The organism is Nocardioides eburneiflavus (assembly GCF_004785795.1).
GTDB lineage: Bacteria > Actinomycetota > Actinomycetes > Propionibacteriales > Nocardioidaceae > Nocardioides > Nocardioides eburneiflavus.
In genome coordinates this window covers 3631600-3648087 of the sequence record NZ_SRRO01000001.1, presented here as the reverse complement: position 1 = coordinate 3648087, position 16488 = coordinate 3631600, and the positions used below count along the sequence as shown (strand labels likewise).

Sequence of the window (16488 nt, the reverse complement as noted above, 5' to 3'; positions counted from 1 at the left end):
CGCGCTGCAACCACGTCCGCGGAGGGTGACGGCATGCGAGCACGAGAGCCTGACAGCGACGGGACCGTCGAGGTGGACGGCGTGCGCCTCGCGTGGGAGTCGTTCAACGACACGGCGCCGACGACGGTGCTGTTCGTCCCGATCGACACGTGCGTGCACAGTCGCGCCTGGAAGGGGCAGGTGGCCTACCTGGCACAGCACCACCGCGTGGTCACGGTGGACCCGCCGGGCAACGGGCGGTCGGGACGCGAGCTCGACCCGGCTGCGTACGGCGACCTGGCGATGGTCGAGCACACGCTGGCCGTGATGGACCACCTCGGCATCGACCGCGCCGTGCTGGTCGGGATCTGCGTCAGCGCGTGGCAGGCACTGTTGACCGCTGCGCTGCACGCCGAGCGGGTGGCAGGGGTCGTCGCGGTGGCCCCGTGGGCGCGCGACCGCACCCCGCCGTTCCCCGTACGCCTCGAGGCGGCCGTGCACTTCGAGGAGGAGCTCGACGACTACTCGGGGTGGCGGGGCAACAACCGCCACTACCTGCCGGACCACTGGCCGGAGTACGCCGAGTTCTTCTTCGACCAGATGCTCCCCGAGCCGCACTCGACGAAGCAGCTCGAGGACATCGTCGGGTTCACCCGCGAGACGACCGGCGCGGTGATCCTCGCCGAGAACGCTTCACCGCGGTTCCCCGACACGGCCGACGAGGCGGAGGCGCTGCTCCGGGGGATCACCGCGCCCGTGCTGGTCGTCCAGGGCACGGCCGACCTCTGCCAGCCGCAGGGGCGCGGCCGGTCGGTCGCGGCATGGACGGGCGCCGAGCTCCTGCTGCTGGAGGGGTCGGGGCACCTGCCGATGGCCCGCCACCCGGTGGTCGTCAACCGCGCGATCAAGGCGCTGGTCGACCGGGCGACGGGGCACCGGACCGTGCCGCGGCCGCGCCGGGCGAGCCGTCGCCGACCCCGCGCGCTCTACCTGTCCTCCCCCATCGGGCTCGGCCACGTCCGGCGCGACCTCGCGGTCGCCGACGCGATGCGCGCCGAGCGGCCGGACCTGGAGGTGGAGTGGCTGACCCAGTCACCCGTCGCCGAGTTCCTCGAGCGGCGCGGCGAGGTCGTTCACCCGGCCTCGCGGCTGCTGGCCAGCGAGTCGGGGCACTTCGAGGCGGAGTCGGGCGAGCACGACCTGCACGCGTTCGACGCGGTGCGCCGCATGGACGAGGTGCTGGTCAACAACTTCATGGTGTTCGACGACCTGGTCGAGCGCGAGCGGTTCGACCTGTGGGTCGGCGACGAGGCATGGGACCTCGACCACTTCCTCCACGAGCACCCCTCCCTCAAGCGCGCGCCGTTCGTCTGGATGACCGACTTCGTCGGCTGGGTACCGATGCCCGACGGCGGCGAGCGGGAGGCGTTCCTGACAGCGGACTACAACGCCGAGATGGTCGAGCACGTCGGCCGGTCGCCGGGGCTGCGCGACCGGTCGGTCTTCGTCGGCGACCCCGACGACGTGGTCGACCTGCCCCTCGGCCCGGGGCTGCCCACTGCGCGCGACTGGACCCGCGCGAACTTCGACTTCGCCGGCTACGTCATGGGCGCACGACCGGACCCGGGACGTCGTGACGAGCTGCGCGCTCGCCTCGGCTACGGGGAGGACGAGGTGGTCTGCCTGGTGTCCGTCGGGGGCTCGGGGGTCGGGCACCACCTGCTGCGACGCGTCGCCGCGGCGTACGGGTCCGTGGCCGACCGGGTGCCGGGGCTGCGCATGGTCATGGTCACCGGCCCGCGCATCGACCGCGACGCGCTGTGCGTCCCGGAGGGCGTCGAGCTGCACGGCTTCCTGCCCGACCTGGACCTCCACCACGCCGCGTGCGACGTGGCCGTGGTCCAGGGCGGGCTGAGCACCACGATGGAGCTCACCGCTGCGCGGAGGCCCTTCGTCTACGTTCCGCTGGAGCACCACTTCGAGCAGCAGGTGCACGTGCGGCACCGGCTCGAGCGACACCGGGCGGGACGGCGGCTCGGGTACGCCGACGCGAGTCCCGACCGGATCGCCGAGGAGCTGACCGCTGCGCTCCGCCAACCGGTCGACTACCTGCCGGTGCCGTCCGACGGAGCCGCGCGGGCGGCGCGGATGGCGCTCGAGGTGCTCTGAGGCGCCGCGCCCCGGCCCGAGGTGGCCCGGTCCAGGTCCTCGACGCGGCGCCGGACCGACGGCCACGACCCGGCCGTCGCCGTACGCAACGGAGCGAGCAGGCGGTCGGCCTCGACCTCGTCGCCGCGGGCCGCGGCCGCACCCGCGAGCAGGAGGTAGGCGTCGGCGCCGAGGATCCAGGCGCGGCCCGGCGGGCAGTCCACCCGCCCCAGCGCGTCCGTGGCCCCGCGGACGTGCTCACCGGTCAGCTCGACCAGGGCCGCCGCGCAGAGCAGCCGACCCGGGCGCGCGGTGCCGCTGCGGGCGGCGAGGCCGGCCCGGGCCACTGCCTGCGCCTCGGCGCGGTCGCCGGTCTCCACCAGGGTCGCGGCCAGCAGTCCGGCCGCCCACGAGTGCCACCACGGATGGTCGACCGCCGAGGTCTGCTCCACGGCACGGCGCCCGACGGCCCTGGCGCGGTCGAGGTCGCCCTCGAGGCGCGCGAGCCACGCCTCGTAGGCGTGCAGCCAGCCGGCGTACGCCGGGAACCCGCTGCGGCGGTTGAGGGCGAGGGCATCCGCCATGGCGCGCGACGCCTCCTCCCACCGGTCGGCCGACGCGGGCACGAAGGCGGACTCGAAGACCACCCACTGCCGCAGCCACGGGTCGGGGCGCTCCTCCAGCATCGGCTCGAGCTGCGCGACCGCGTCGGCGAGGGCCGGCGCGTCGCCGAGGTACCAGGCGACGGTCTTCAGGCCGTCCAGGGCGAGCATCGTCCCGTCCGGCGAGCTCGCCGCGTGCGCTCGCGCGAGGGCGCTCGCGGCCCGCGCACCTGCGTCGACGAGCCGCAGCCGGCTGGCCTCGAGCACCGCCAGCCGACTCGCGAAGTCCGCCTCCGCGCGCCGGTCCCCCAGGTCGGCGGCGAGCCGCTGGCCGTCCTCGAGGGCTGCGCTCACCTCGTCGGCGCCGAGCTGGGCGCCGACCGCGGCGTCGCCGCCGCGGGCCCGGAGCGCGGCCAGCTCGAGCCGTCGCTCGCCGCTGCTGCGCGCCAGGCCCAGGGCGGCGTCGGCGTCGTGGATGGCCGCGGACCAGCTCATCCCGGCCTCGTGCACCCGGGCCCGGACCAGCAGCGCTCGCGCGCGCACGTCGCCCTCCGTCGACGTCATCTCCAGGCAGCGCTCGACCAGGGTCCGCGCGTCCTCGACCGCCGAGCGCCGCAACGCCTCCTCGCCGGCGACGAGCCAGCCCAGCGCTGCGCGCGCGTCGTCCCCGACGGCGTGCGCGTGGACGGCCATCACCTCCGGCCGGTCGCTGGTCAGGTCGGCCGCACGGCGGTGGTAGGCCGCCGCGACGGTCGCGGGCAGGGCGGCGTACACGCACTCCTGGAACAGGTCGTTGGTGAACTCGTAGACCTCGCCGGCACGCACGAAGAGCCCGGACCGGGTCAGGTCCTCGGCGTGGCGGATGACACCGACCTCGGACAGCTCGGTGAGGCCCGCGAGCAGCCGTGGGTCGAGTCGCCGTCGCAGCACGGATCCTGCCTCGACGACGGACCGGCCGTCTGCGTCCAGCCGCCGCACCCGGGCCAGCACGCCGTCGGCGAGGGAGGCGGGGACGCCTTGCTCCCCGCCCTGCAGCGCGCGCAGGCACTCGACGACGCTCAACGTGTGCCCGGCGGTGCGGGCCATCACCTGGTGGCCGTGGTCACGCAGCCCGGCGGCCTCCGCGAGCGCCTCCACCGCCGGCCCGCCGAGGGGGCCGAGCGGCACCGGGGTGGCACGCTCCCCCAGCCGGTCGAGCACGGTCGGGTCCTCGCTCCGGACGGCACCGACCAGCAGCACGCGGGCCGTCGCCAGCTGCCGGGAGAGGTAGCCGAGCAGGTCGATCGTGGCGGCACCGGCGTCCTGGAGGTCGTCGACGACCAGGAGGACGGGCCGCGTGTCCGCGAGCCGGCGCAGTGCCGCAGCCACCGCGTCGTACGTCGCCCGCCGCTGCAGGTCGCGGTCCGCCGGCCGGAGGGCGGGGGGCAGCACCCCGGCCAGGTCGGGGACGAGCGAGACCCACGCGGCCTCGTGGTCGCGCAGCACGGACCGCACCCGGTCGTGGCGCAACCCGCCGAGCACGGGCCAGAGCGCATCCACGAACGGCTGCAGGAACAGTGACCGCTCCGCCGGGTGGCACCGTCCACGCAGGACCTGTCCACCGGTCGCCGCGCAGTCCTCCGCGACGGCGTCGAGCAGCCGGGTCTTGCCGATCCCGCCCTCGCCGACGACGACGAGGCAGGTGCCTCCTCCCGCGACCGCCCGCCCCCACGACTCCCCGACCCGGGCGAGCTCGTCCGCGCGCCCCACGAGCAGGCTCCCCACCGGCGTCGGGGCCGCTGCCGCCTCGACCGGGTCGTCCGGGACCACTGGCATCCCCGGATCCGCTGCGCCGCTCCCGGCGCGGAGGAGGGACAGGTGCAGCGCCTCGGTCGCAGGGTCCGGGTCGGTGCCGAGCTCCTCGCGAAGGGTTCGGGCGAGCCGGTCGTGGGCGGCGAGCGCAGCGGACACCCGGCCGTCAGCGGCCAGCGCGCGCATCAGGTCGCGGACGGCCTGCTCGTCGTAGGGGTCGGAGGCGACGCCGTCGGTCGCGACCCGTACGGCCGTGTCCGGATCGAGGTGGAGCAGCGCCGCGACCCGTTGGCGGCGCGCCGATCGGCGCAGGGCGTCGACCTGGGCGCGGACCGCGAGGACCCAGTCGTCGTCCGCCTCGTCGAGGAGGGCGACCTGTCCACCGAGCAGGTCCAGTGCGGCGCTGGCCGCCGAATCGGCCAGCGCGTGCTCGGCCGCTCCGATCCGGGCGGCGGCCTCGGCGCACCACCGTTCGGCGTCGACGAGGTCGAGGGCCCAGGCTCCGCCGAGGCTGTAGGCACCGGGCAGCCCGACCACGAGCGACGGACCGACGGTCCGCCTGATCCTGCTCACCAGGGTCGCGACGTTGGCCGCGGGGTCGCTCGGTGGGGTCTCGTGCCACAACGCGTCCACGATGCGATCGGTGGGGACGGGGCGTCCGCGCTCTGCTGCGAGCAGGGCCAGCAGCGTGCGTGCCTTGCGGCTGCCGAGCTCGCGCCCCGACCGCTCGTGGTCGCCTGCCTCGACGACGAGGGTGGACGAGAGCCGGAACCGTACGGGTCCGCCGGGCGGGTTCACGTCACGAGTATCCGCCTGCGGGTGGCCCCGGTGCACCCGCGCGCAGGGACCCGGTCAGCCGACGAGACGCTCGCGGAGGTGCTCGAGCTGGCGGGCCGGGTCGTCGGTGACGCCCCCGTGCACGGGTCCGGGCTGGAGGACGGTGCTGCGGGGCGCCTTGAGGAAGCCGAAGCGCTGGCCGAGCGACTGGCGCGCCGCCTCGCCGCCGCGCGCGTCACCCCGGCACACCAGGTCGACGAAGGCGAGGGCCTCGCAGACCTGGTCGACGTCGACGCCGGCGTGGAGGGCTCGCAGCCGGTCGCGGTCGACGGACCAGGCGGCGTCGAGGAAGTCCGCACCCTGGCAGTGCAGCACCACGCCGACGTTGACGAACTCCTCGCGGTCGGGTCGCGGCACGCAGCGCAGGACGACGTACTGGTAGGGCAGGCGAGTCGTGCTCACGGCGCCACCCCCGGGAGCCACTGCCGCGTGCCGAGGCGGGCGGTGAGGAAGTCGACGTAGGCGGCGCGCAGGGCGTCCGGCCCCAGCGCCTCGGCGCCGTCGGCCCCGGGGACCGGCTCGAGCCAGACATCGGGCACGGTCGCCAGCACCTCCGCGAAGGCTGTCCGGTCCAGTGGCGCCGCGATCTCGTCGTCCAGCTCCCGCGCCCGTCGTGCACAGCTCTCGAAGACGTGCCCGGCGGCGTCCCAGGCCTGCGCGGCGAACCGCGCCGGGTCGTTGACGCCGGCCTGCCAGCCGTGGTGGAAGTAGAGCGAGGCACCGTGGTCGATGACCCAGAGGTCGCCGTGCCAGAGCAGCAGGTTGGGGTTGCGCCACGAGCGGTCGACGTTGGCGGTGAACGCGTCGAGCCAGAGCACCTTCGCGCCCTCGTCGTCGGCCGTGGCGACCTGCCCGTCGACCCCGAAGGACCCGGGGAGGAAGTCGATGCCGAGGTTGGGCCCGACGCTGGCGTTGAGGAGGTCCTGCACCTCCTCGTCGGCCTCGTAGCGGGCGAGCTCGGGGTCGAGGTCGAGCACGACGAGCCGCGGCGTGCGCAGGCCGAGCCGGGTGGCGAGCCCGCTGACGATCACCTCGGCCACCAGCACCTTCGCGCCCTGGCCGGCGCCGCGGAACTTGCAGACGTACGTGCCGAGGTCGTCGCCCTCCACGACCCCGGGCAGGCTGCCGCCCTCGCGCAGGGGCGTGACGTAGCGCGTGACCTGGACCGAGGGAAGGACCGTGGGCAGGTCCGTGGGGAGCTCCGCGGTCACCGGACCGGGGCCTCCGCGGCCAGTCGGGCGGTCTCGGCCTCCACGTCGAAGTCGGCGGCAGGCCACTGCAGGTCGAGGCCGCGCAGGGTGTCGAGGAGGACCTGGCCCACGGCGAGGTTGCGGAACCACTTCTTGTCGGCCGGCACGACGTGCCACGGGGCGACCTCGGTGCTCGTGCGCTCGAGCGCGATCTCGTACGCCTCGCGGTAGGCCGGCCAGTGAGCCCGCTCGTCGAGGTCGCCGGGGTTGTACTTCCAGTGCTTCTCCGGGTTGGCGAGCCGCTCGGCGAGGCGCGCCTTCTGCTCGTCGGCGCTGATGTGGAGCATGCACTTCACGAGCGAGAAGCCCTCGTCGACGAGCCGGGCCTCGAAGTCGTTGATCGCCCCGTAGCGGCGCTCGATCTCAGCAGCGTCGGCCAGCCCGCGCACGCGAGCGATGAGGACGTCCTCGTAGTGCGAGCGGTCGAAGACACCGATGTAGCCCGCCTCCGGAAGACCCTTCTCGATGCGCCACAGGAAGTCGTGGGCGCGCTCCTCCTCGGTCGGCGCCTTGAAGCTGGTGATCCGCACGCCCTGCGGGTCGACCAGCCCGATGGTGTGGCGCAGCACGCCGCCCTTGCCGCTGGTGTCCATGCCCTGCAGCACCAGGAGGACCCGACGCTCGGACCCCGCGGTCCGCTCGGCCCAGAGCCGCTCCTGCAGGTCGGCGAGCTCGGGTTGCATCCCGGCCAGTGCTGCCTTGCCGTCGGCCTTCTTGCCGTCGAAGCCCGGTGCGGAGTCGGTGTCGACGGCGGTCAGGTCCACCGGACCGGCAGGGAGTCGCAGCGCGTCGGCGATGGCGGAGGTCATGGGGTCATCATGGCCCACGGGGCGCTGGACCGGGCTCGCCGCGCTGCGTGCCGCCGAGGACACGGCGTACGTCGAGGCGGCAGCCGACGACCGTCGCCACGGACCCGTCGCGCGTGGGCTCGTCGAACCACGTGCCCTGCACGAATCCCACCTTGTCGAGGATCCGCAGGGATGCCGCGTTGCGGTGGTCGGGTGCGGCGAAGAACTCCTCGGCGTCGGGGAACCGTCGCGTCGCGCCGACCATCCAGGCCCAGAGGATGCGGGCGCCGAGCCCACGACCGGCCCACTCGGGCTCGCCGACGGCGTAGTCGAGACCGATGGCGTCGGGGTTCGGGGTGAGCAGCGCGAAGTCCGGGTGCTCGCGGATGCGGTAGTCCTGCACGAAGCCGACCGACCGGCCGTTGACCTCGACGACCCACATCCGGGTCGGCGTGAGCCCGTCGACTCGCGGGCCGTACGTCGTGGTGACCCGCTCGAGGGTCGGCTCACCGTCGGAGTGCCACCACCGGCGGACGTGCGGTGCCGTGAGCCACCTCGTGAGGATCGGCAGGTCACCGTGGGTCATCGCGCGGAGGTCGATGCGCAGGTCCGGGTCGGCGACGAAGGCCAGGATCTCGCCGGAGAGGTCGTCTGCCACCGGGTCGCCCGGCAGCGGCGCGGCGATGCGGGCCGCCGCACCCGCCCAGCTCTCCCCTGGCCCGACCTCGCCGGCGAGGGCGACGCCCTCGCCCCTGACCGTCACACGCCTGGTCGCCACCGACCGGTCAGTGCGCGAGCGCGTCCGGGTCGACGACGGGCGGCAGCACCGACCAGGGGAAGTCGATCCACCGCTCGGTCCGGCGCCACGCGTAGTCGGCCTTGATGGCCGACTGCGGCTTCTCGTAGATCACGACCGTCCGGGCCTCTGCGACGTGACCCGCACAGAACTCGTGGACGAGCTCGAGCGTGCGCCCGGTGTCGGCGACGTCGTCGGCGACGAGCACCTTGAGCCCGGAAAGGTCGACGACCGCCGGGGTCGGCGGCAGCATGATCGGGACGTCGAGCCGCTGGTCGACGCCGGTGTAGAACTCGACGTTGACCACGGAGATGTTCTTCACCGCCAGGGCGTAGCCCAGGCCCATCCCGAGGGCGAGGCCCCCGCGGGCGATGGACAGGATGAGGTCGGGCCGGAAGGCCGAGTCGGCGACCTGCTGGGCCAGCTCGCGGGTGGCGGTGCCGAACAGGTCGTAGGTGAGGACCTCACGCTCGTTGCTCACGGAGCCATCCCACCAGAGTCCCGGCGGACGGCGGAAGGGCGGGCCTAGAAGTCCGGGTGGTCGAGGTCGCCGGCACCGTCGGGGTCGTCCCCATCGTCGAGCGCCTCGCGCACGACCGAGAACGCCAGCCCGGCCGAGTAACCCTTGCGGGCGAGCAGCCCGGCGAGGCGCCGGGTGGCCACTTGCCGGTCGACGCCACGCATCGAGCGCAGCTTCTTGTCGACGAGTGCCCGTGCGGCGGCCCGCTGGTCGGTCTCGTCGATCTGCTCGAGCGCCGCCTTGGCCTCCTCGTCGCCGACACCCTTGCGACGCAGCTCCTGGGCCAGGGCACGCGGCGCCAGGCCACGGCTGCGGTGTCGGCTCTCGACCCACTGCCGGGCATAGGCAGCGTCGTCGATCAGGCCGACCTCGGTGAACCGGTCGAGCAGGTCGTGCGCCAGCTGCTCAGGGACGCCCTTGGCGTCCAGCTTGTCGGCGAGCTCCTGGCGCGAGCGCGCCTGTCCGGTCAGCGCATCGAGCAGGATCCTGCGAGCCACGGCCTCGGGATCGGCCTCGACCTCGGCGGCCGCGGCCTCCTCACGAGCGATGCGGGCTGCCTCCCACTCCTCCCAGGTGCGCCGTTTCTTGCGTCCGCCAGTCCGGGTCGAGCCCGACGAACGGGTGCCGGAGGAGCGATCGCCCCGAGGTCGCGGCTCGCCCGGCGTGGGTGGGGTCTCCCCCACCCACGCCTGCACGCCGAGGCCGACGTCGCCGGCCCAGGCCGGAGGTGGGCGATGTTCTTCGCTGGTCATCGGGTCTCGACACGCATCATCGTCCTCGCAGGCTCGGGCGATCGCTTGCTCGACCTGACCCCGCCCACGCCGACTCCTCGTTCCTCGGAGTCAGCTGCGGGATCAGAAGTCATTGACCCCGATGGGCTCGTCACTCAGGTCGTCGGCGGGCTTGTCGACGGCGGGAATGACGCCCAGCTTCTCCAGGATGAGCTTCTCGATCTCGTTGGCGAGGTCGGGGTTGTCCTTGAGGAAGTTGCGCGAGTTCTCCTTGCCCTGGCCGAGCTGGTCGCCCTCGTAGGTGTACCAGGCGCCGGCCTTGCGGATGATGCCCGCCTCCACGCCGACGTCGATCAGGCCGCCCTCGCGGCTGATGCCCTTGCCGTACATGATGTCGAACTCGGCCTGCTTGAACGGCGGGGCCACCTTGTTCTTGACGACCTTGACGCGGGTGCGGTTGCCGACCATGTCGGTGCCGTCCTTGAGCGTCTCGATGCGGCGCACGTCGAGGCGCACCGAGGAGTAGAACTTCAGCGCGCGACCACCGGTGGTGGTCTCGGGCGAGCCGAACATGACACCGATCTTCTCGCGGAGCTGGTTGATGAAGATCGCGGTGGTGCCGGAGTTGTTGAGGGCACCGGTCATCTTGCGCAGCGCCTGGCTCATCAGGCGGGCCTGGAGGCCGACGTGGCTGTCGCCCATCTCGCCCTCGATCTCGGCGCGGGGCACCAGGGCGGCCACGGAGTCGATGACGATCAACGACAGGGCGCCGGAGCGGATCAGCATGTCGGCGATCTCGAGCGCCTGCTCACCGGAGTCGGGCTGGGAGACCAGCAGGGCGTCGGTGTCGACGCCGAGGGCCTTGGCGTAGTCGGGGTCGAGCGCGTGCTCGGCGTCGATGAAGGCGACGATGCCGCCGGCCGCCTGGGCGCTGGCCACCGCGTGCAGCGCGACAGTCGTCTTTCCGGAGGACTCCGGACCGTAGATCTCGACGACGCGACCGCGCGGCAGGCCGCCCAGGCCGAGGGCCACGTCGAGGGCGATCGACCCTGTGGGGATCACCTCGAGGGGGGCACGCGTCTCGTCGCCCAGCCGCATGACCGAACCCTTGCCGAACTGCTTCTCCACCTGTGCGAGCGCGGCGTCGAGGGCCTTCTCGCGGTCTGCACCAGCCATTGCTGTGTCCCGTTCTCTCGTCGTGTGTGTGAGGTACTTCTCCGACGCTAGGGCGAGCCACCGACAGTCCCTGATCAGGACCGCCGCACGCTGTGGACAACCTCGCCCCTCGTCGTACCTGTGGATGAACAGTAGCCCGAACAGGTGTTCGACGCCGCGTTCGGGCACGGCGTGTCGCGCACGTTGTCGGACCTGCCGGCGCGGCGCCGGGCGCGGGCTCAGCCGTGCCGGCCTGTGACCCAGCCCGCCGCCAGGACGGTGCCGGCCAGCAGGGCGGCGAAGGCCGCGAGGGCCGGATAGCCCAGCGCGCCGACGATGACGCCGGCGAGCGCGCCGCCTCCCGCCGCGGTGAGGGCCATCGCCATGTCGGAGGTGCCCTGCACGTCGGTGCGGGCCTCGATGGGCGTGCGGTCGGCGATCACGGTCGAGGCCGCCACGGTGGCGCAGGACCAGCCGAGGCCGAGCAGGAACAGCCCGACGAGGATCTGCCACGAGGACCCCTCGGGCGAGAGCCCGCACAGCGCCAGCGACACGAGGAGGACCGCTCCGCCTGCGACCAGCACCGTCGCGCGTCCGAGACGGTCGGCCGCCCATCCGACGAGTGGCGAGAACGCGAACATGCCGAGCACGTGGACCGAGATGACGAACCCGATCACCTCGAGGTGCGCTCCGCCGTGCTCCATGTGCAGCGGCGTCATGATCATCACCGTGACCATCGCGGCGTGTGCGCAGGCCATCGCCACGACGGCCGCGCCGACGGCCGGGACCTCGCGGACGACCGTGACGAAGCGGCTCCAGGACCGACCGCGCTCCTCCGGTCCCGCGGCCGGGACGACGCCGGCGGCCTGCTGGGCGAGGAGCAGCGGGTCGGGGCGCAGCCGGAGCCAGACCCAGGCGGCGGAGAGGACCAGCACGACGGCGCCGATCGCGAAGCCGCCGGTGAGCTCGGGGATGCCGAGGGAGCGGGCCACCGAACCGCCCACCCCGACCAGGTTGGGCCCGGCGACCGCGCCCACGGTCGTCGCCCACACGACCACGGAGAGGGCGCGGGCCCGGTGCTCCTCGGTGGCCAGGTCAGTGGCGGCGTAGCGCGAGCCGCTGTTGACCGCGGACGTGGCGCCCAGCAGCACCGCTCCGGTGAGCAGGACCGCCATCGAGTCGACGACCCCGGCCACCACGGCGAGCACGGCGCCGGTCGCCCCGACGAGGTAGCCGGCGACCAGGCCGACGCGACGCCCGCGGCGCCGCATCACGCGCGCCAGGGCGTACGCCGCGAGGGCCGTGCCGAGCACCTGGCAGGTCTGCGCGAGACCGGCCATGGCCTCGCTGCCGGAGATGTCGCGGGCCAGGAGCGAGGCCGTCGTCACGCCGATGGTGACGCCCACCGCGCCCACCGCCTGCGAGACGACGAGCGTGCGGACGGTGCGCCGCTGGACGACGGCGAGGTCGAGCCGGGGGTCCAGCCGGGTCGTCACCGCTCGCTGTCCGGCAGCTCGAGGTGCCGGCGCACGGCCGCCCACACCTGCTTGGGCGGGACACCCGCGTCGAGGGCCTCCCGGGTCGTGCGGCCGCCGAGCTCCCGCACGACCGTGAGCTCGGCCCACGTCCGTGAGTAGGCCCGGCCCAGGGTGTCGTCGAGCCGCGCCCAGAACTCCGTGTGCCTCATGCCGACACCCCATCACGGACCGCCGACACCGCGAGCCACGACTCCCCACGGCTGCCGACCAACCCTCCGCGGAGGTCGACGCCCGCCCAGCCCGACGCCGTGACGGCCTCTGCGAGCGCGGCGAGATCGTGGACGAGCGGGTCGAGCAGGTCGCAGGCGTGGCCCTGCTCGCGCAGCAGTGCGACGAACCCCGGTGTGACGTCGGTGCGGCGTACGTCGAGGCCGAGCGACTCCATCAGCAGCGCGTCGCGACCACTACCCGACCCGACCTCCAGCACACGCGCGCCGTCGCCGAGGCGCCGCGCCAGGTCCTCCAGGACGGTCCGCACCCGGTCGGGCACCGTCGCCGTCACGGCGGCGTACGCCGCGGCGTCGAGGTCGTAGGCGCGGACCGTCTCGGCAGAGGTCATTGCGCCCCCACGTCGTGGAGGTGGTGGACGACGTCATGGAGGTGGTAGCGACCCAGGCTCTCGACCGTGAACTCGTCGCCGTTGGAGCGCAGCCCACGGCGCCCACGCGCGGCGTCGGTGACGGTGGCGTAGATCCCCGCGACCGTGCCCGCGGCCTCGATCAGCTCCACCGCCACGGTCGTCGGCTCTTGGCTGCCGTAGTCGTCGGCGACCGCCGTGGCGTCCTGGTCCCAGTTGGCGAAGGTCGGTGCGTCCTCCTCGAGCATCAGTCGCAGGCGCTGGGCGAACAGCTCGTGCACGTCGCGGACGTGGCAGGCGTACTCCAGCGGCGACCACACCGTCGACGCCGGCCGCTCGGCGGCGTCGGGGCGCGCGAGCACCTCCGACCAGGTCATCGCCGTGTCGTGCAGGAGGCCGGGCAGGTCGGCGACGTCGTGGGCGGCCGCGTCGAACCCGCACTCGTCGCACGAGCGGCCCAGGACCCAGGTCCAGTCCTTGGTGTCAGGCGTGATCGCGTCGGGCGTGGTCGCGTCGGGGGTGCCGGCCATGCCCGTCATCCAACCAGCCCGGGCACCGGGGACAATGGCAAGAATGGACATCCGCCGCGCACTTCCCGCCGACCTGCCAGCCGTCGCGGCGATCTACGGCCGCGAGGCCCGCGAGGGACATGCCACCTTCGACCTCGAGCCACTCCCGATGGCGCTCTGGGAGGAGAAGCTGTCCGCCGAGGGTGACCACCTCCTCGTCGCCGACCTCGAGGGCACGGTCATCGGCTATGCCAGCTCCGCGCCGTTCCGCCCCAAGCCTGCCTACGGCCACACGCGGGAGACGACGGTCTACGTGGCGCCCGGCCACCAGGGCCTCGGCACCGGACGTGCCCTGTACGACGCGCTGCTGGCGCTGCTCGCCGACGACGGCGTGCACCTCGTCGTCGCCGCCGTCGCGCTGCCCAACCCCGCCAGCCTCGCGCTCCACCGCGGCTGCGGCTTCGAGGAGGTGGGCGTGATGCGGGAGGTGGGGCACAAGCAGGGTCGGTGGATCGATCTCGCGTGGTGGCAGCGGCGGCTCGGGTGACCAGCCGGGTCCGAGGCGCGACGCAGAGACCTCGCGCGTCTCCACCTCGCGGGCCTCGGCGACCGCTCCGCCGCAGCCCCGGTGGATCTCAGGTCAGCAGCAGCTTGTCGAGGCGCCGACGTACGACGAGCAGGCCGATGATCCCCATGGCGACGAGGTAGACCACCGAGACCGCCGACTCCCAGGTCACGACCCCGGTGGTGAGCTCGCGGCACAGCACCACGCCGCGGTAGAGCGGCGTGGCCTCGACGACCCAGCGCAGGACACCGTCGCCGAACGCCTCCACGGGGAAGAACGTGGCCGAGAACAAGAAGAGCGGCATCTGGACGAGCGTGATCTTGTCGAAGTCCTGCCAGGACTTCATCCAGGTCGTCACGGCCATGCAGACCGCGGAGAAGGCGAAGGCGATGAGGATCGTCGCCGGCAGGGCGAGCAGCGCCCACCACGAGCTCGTCAGCCCCATCGCCGCCATCACCACGAGGAAGGCCGCGGAGTAGACCGAGCCCCGCATCAGGCCCCAGGCGATCTCGCCGCGGGCGATGTCGCTCGTCGAGAGCGGCGTGGCGAGCATCTGGTCGTAGAGCTTCTCGTACTTCATCTTGAAGAAGACGTTGTAGGTGGAGTCGAGCAGGGCGCCGTTGAACGCCGAGGTGGCGAGCATGGCGGGCGCGACGAACTCGGCGTAGGGCACCGCCTCGCCGTGGAACTCGAAGGTGTCGATGAGCTGGCCGACCCCGATGCCGATCGAGAACAGGTAGAAGACGGGCTCGAGGAAGCCGGTGATGAAGAGCTTCCACGCGTCCTTGTAGACGACGTAGTTGCGCAGCACCAGGACCCTGGTGGCGGCGGCCGGGGTGAGGGGGGCCGGGATGTCCTGCAGCAGCGCCATCTCAGACCTCCAGCCGACGGTCGAGGTTGCGCACGGCGAGGAACCAGCCGACGACGGTGAGGGTGGCCAGGACCACGACGTGCAGGAGCGCCAGGGACCAGTCGACCTGCCCGACGCAGAACATCCGCGAGAGGGAGACGCCGTGCCACAGGGGGGTGAGGCGCGCGAGCCACTCCAGCACCGGGCCGAGGTTGCCGATCGGGAAGAAGGCCCCCGAGAACAGCGTCAGCGGGATCACCCCGAGGCGGAACAGCACCCCGAAGCCCTCCTCGGACCTGAGCCGCGCGCTGTAGGCGAAGACGAGGGTGGCGAAGGCGAAGCCGACGAGCACCTGCGACAGCCAGGCCAGGATCGGTCCCCACCAGGTCGCGAAGACGCCGAAGGGCGCGATGACGAGCATGAAGACGGCACACGCGGAGGCGACGCGGAACATCACGAACCCGATGAAGGCGTTGACCAGGTCGCGCACCGCCAGGGGCGTGGCCAGCTGGGCGTAGAAGGTCTTGTGCCACTTGATGGCGCCCATGACCGGGTAGGTCGACTCACTGACCGCGATCGTCATGGCGTGCGAGGCGACCAGTCCGGGCACGACGAAGGCGAGGTAGGAGGTCGCCCCCTCGAGCTTGTCGGGGTCTCCCTCGATGAAGCCGCCGAGCAGGACCCCCATCGCGACGACGTAGAGCAGCGGGGTCAGGAAGCTGCTGACCACTCCCCCGCGCCACGTGCGCTTGAGGACGGTGAGCCAGTAGTCGTACTGGCGGGCCATGCCCTCCCATGCCGACAGCGCCCCGGCCGGGCCGGGGCCGCGGGACGTGCTCCCGGGCGTCGCGTCGGTCGCCACCTCGGACTCCATCAGTCCGCCAGGGTCCGGCCGGTGAGGCGCAGGAAGACGTCCTCGAGGGTGGAGCGGCGTACGAGCGTCGCGAGGGGTTGCAGTCCGCGCTCGAGCACCGCCGTGACGACGTCCTCGCCGTGGTCGCTGTAGACGAGGAGGCGGTCGGGCAGCACCTCCACCCGCTCGCCGAGGTCCTCGACCTTGGCGGCGAGCGCCTCGTGCTCGCCGACGCCGAAGCGCAGCTCGGCGACCTCGCGGGTCGAGTGGGCGTCGATGAGCTCGCGCGGGGACCCCTCCGCGGCGATGAGGCCCTTGTCCATGACGACGAGCCGGTCGCACAGCTGCTCGGCCTCGTCCATGTAGTGGGTGGTGATCACGAGGGTGACGCCGGCCTGCTTGAGGCGGAACAGCTGGTCCCACAGCACGTGGCGGGCCTGCGGGTCGAGGCCGGTGGTCGGCTCGTCGAGCAGGAGCAGGTCGGGGTTGTTGATCAGGCTGCGGGCGATGGTGAGCCGCCGCTTCATGCCGCCGGAGAGGTCCTCGACCTTTGACTTCGCCTTGTCGGTGATCTGGGCGAACTCGAGCAGCTCGCGGGCCCGCTCGCGGCAGGTGGCGCGGTCGATGCCGAAGTAGCGGCCGTAGATGTAGAGGTTGTCGAAGACGTTGAGCTCGTTGTCGAGGGTGTCCTCCTGCGGGCAGACGCCGAGGCGCCCGCGGATCGCCGGGCCGTCGGTCGCCGGGTCGAGGCCCAGGATCCGCAGCTCGCCCGAGGTCACCGGGCTCACCGACGCGATCATCCGCATGGTGCTCGACTTGCCGGCACCGTTGGGTCCGAGGAAGCCGAACGCCTCGCCCCGGCGCACCTCGACGTCGATGCCCTTGACGGCCTCGAAGTCACCGAACGACTTGCGCAGTCCCCGCGCCGAGATCATGGCTTCCGTCACGGGGACCGAGCCTAGTTGAGGGTGACGACACCGGAGCGCCGAACGGCCGCAT

General features: G+C 73.1%; 17 protein-coding genes. 2 read left to right on the top strand and 15 right to left on the bottom strand.

What is annotated here, in order from left to right; genetic code table 11:
• Positions 1–33 precede the first annotated feature (33 nt).
• Positions 34–2148 carry an alpha/beta hydrolase gene (locus tag EXE59_RS17060; protein WP_135839975.1) on the top strand — a complete coding sequence of 705 codons (2115 nt, stop codon included), beginning with the start codon at positions 34–36 and terminating at the stop codon, positions 2146–2148.
• On the opposite strand, the gene EXE59_RS17055 is transcribed toward EXE59_RS17060, so the two are convergent.
• From EXE59_RS17055 to EXE59_RS17000, 12 genes are all read right to left on the bottom strand, one after another.
• Entirely contained in the window at positions 2085–5318 is a 3234-nt protein-coding gene (locus EXE59_RS17055) for an ATP-binding protein (RefSeq protein ID WP_168218568.1), read from the bottom strand. The genes EXE59_RS17060 and EXE59_RS17055 overlap by 64 nt on opposite strands.
• A 54-nt stretch (positions 5319–5372) precedes the next feature.
• Positions 5373–5759, bottom strand: a complete 387-nt coding sequence (locus EXE59_RS17050; RefSeq protein WP_135839973.1) for a DUF3037 domain-containing protein — start codon at positions 5757–5759, stop codon at positions 5373–5375.
• A complete protein-coding gene (locus EXE59_RS17045) occupies positions 5756–6568 on the bottom strand; it encodes a HipA family kinase (RefSeq protein WP_246056852.1) in 813 nt (270 codons plus the stop codon). The genes EXE59_RS17050 and EXE59_RS17045 overlap by 4 nt, the downstream gene beginning before the upstream one ends.
• Positions 6565–7416, bottom strand: coding sequence for a polyphosphate kinase 2 family protein (locus EXE59_RS17040; RefSeq protein ID WP_135839972.1), 852 nt, complete (start codon positions 7414–7416; stop codon positions 6565–6567). Before EXE59_RS17040 ends, EXE59_RS17045 begins: the two co-directional genes overlap by 4 nt.
• 7 nt (positions 7417–7423) lie before the next feature.
• Positions 7424–8173: a GNAT family N-acetyltransferase gene (locus EXE59_RS17035; protein WP_246056851.1), complete on the bottom strand. Its 750-nt coding sequence runs from the start codon at positions 8171–8173 to the stop codon at positions 7424–7426.
• Between the two features lie 7 nt (positions 8174–8180).
• The gene (locus EXE59_RS17030) at positions 8181–8672 is read right to left on the bottom strand and encodes a phosphoribosyltransferase (RefSeq protein WP_135839971.1); all 492 of its coding nucleotides are present in this window, start codon (positions 8670–8672) and stop codon (positions 8181–8183) included.
• Between the two features lie 44 nt (positions 8673–8716).
• Positions 8717–9463, bottom strand: coding sequence for a regulatory protein RecX (locus EXE59_RS17025; RefSeq protein WP_135839970.1), 747 nt, complete (start codon positions 9461–9463; stop codon positions 8717–8719).
• 102 nt (positions 9464–9565) lie between these two features.
• The gene (gene recA, locus EXE59_RS17020) at positions 9566–10618 is read right to left on the bottom strand and encodes a recombinase RecA (protein WP_135839969.1); all 1053 of its coding nucleotides are present in this window, start codon (positions 10616–10618) and stop codon (positions 9566–9568) included.
• A gap of 218 nt (positions 10619–10836) precedes the next feature.
• On the bottom strand, positions 10837–12093 hold the full coding sequence (locus tag EXE59_RS17015; RefSeq protein WP_246056848.1) for an MFS transporter: 1257 nt from the start codon (positions 12091–12093) through the stop codon (positions 10837–10839).
• Positions 12090–12284 (bottom strand): DUF3046 domain-containing protein, encoded by a 195-nt coding sequence (locus EXE59_RS17010; protein ID WP_135839968.1) that lies wholly within the window; start codon positions 12282–12284, stop codon positions 12090–12092. The genes EXE59_RS17015 and EXE59_RS17010 overlap by 4 nt, the downstream gene beginning before the upstream one ends.
• Positions 12281–12694: a class I SAM-dependent methyltransferase gene (locus EXE59_RS17005; RefSeq protein ID WP_135839967.1), complete on the bottom strand. Its 414-nt coding sequence runs from the start codon at positions 12692–12694 to the stop codon at positions 12281–12283. The genes EXE59_RS17010 and EXE59_RS17005 overlap by 4 nt, the downstream gene beginning before the upstream one ends.
• Positions 12691–13242: a DinB family protein gene (locus EXE59_RS17000; protein ID WP_135839966.1), complete on the bottom strand. Its 552-nt coding sequence runs from the start codon at positions 13240–13242 to the stop codon at positions 12691–12693. The genes EXE59_RS17005 and EXE59_RS17000 overlap by 4 nt, the downstream gene beginning before the upstream one ends.
• A gap of 43 nt (positions 13243–13285) precedes the next feature.
• Between EXE59_RS17000 and EXE59_RS16995 the strand changes: the two genes are divergently transcribed.
• Entirely contained in the window at positions 13286–13768 is a 483-nt protein-coding gene (locus EXE59_RS16995) for a GNAT family N-acetyltransferase (RefSeq protein WP_210429050.1), read from the top strand.
• 88 nt (positions 13769–13856) lie between these two features.
• Here the strand turns inward: EXE59_RS16995 and EXE59_RS16990 are convergent, their stop codons facing one another.
• The 3 genes from EXE59_RS16990 to EXE59_RS16980 are packed head-to-tail and all read right to left on the bottom strand — an operon-like array spanning position 13857 to position 16436.
• On the bottom strand, positions 13857–14657 hold the full coding sequence (locus EXE59_RS16990) for an ABC transporter permease (protein ID WP_135839964.1): 801 nt from the start codon (positions 14655–14657) through the stop codon (positions 13857–13859).
• Position 14658: 1 nt separating this feature from the next.
• Positions 14659–15510 carry an ABC transporter permease gene (locus EXE59_RS16985; RefSeq protein ID WP_135839963.1) on the bottom strand — a complete coding sequence of 284 codons (852 nt, stop codon included), beginning with the start codon at positions 15508–15510 and terminating at the stop codon, positions 14659–14661.
• Positions 15510–16436 carry an ABC transporter ATP-binding protein gene (locus EXE59_RS16980; protein WP_425464521.1) on the bottom strand — a complete coding sequence of 309 codons (927 nt, stop codon included), beginning with the start codon at positions 16434–16436 and terminating at the stop codon, positions 15510–15512. Before EXE59_RS16980 ends, EXE59_RS16985 begins: the two co-directional genes overlap by 1 nt.
• Between the last annotated feature and the right edge of the window lie 52 nt (positions 16437–16488).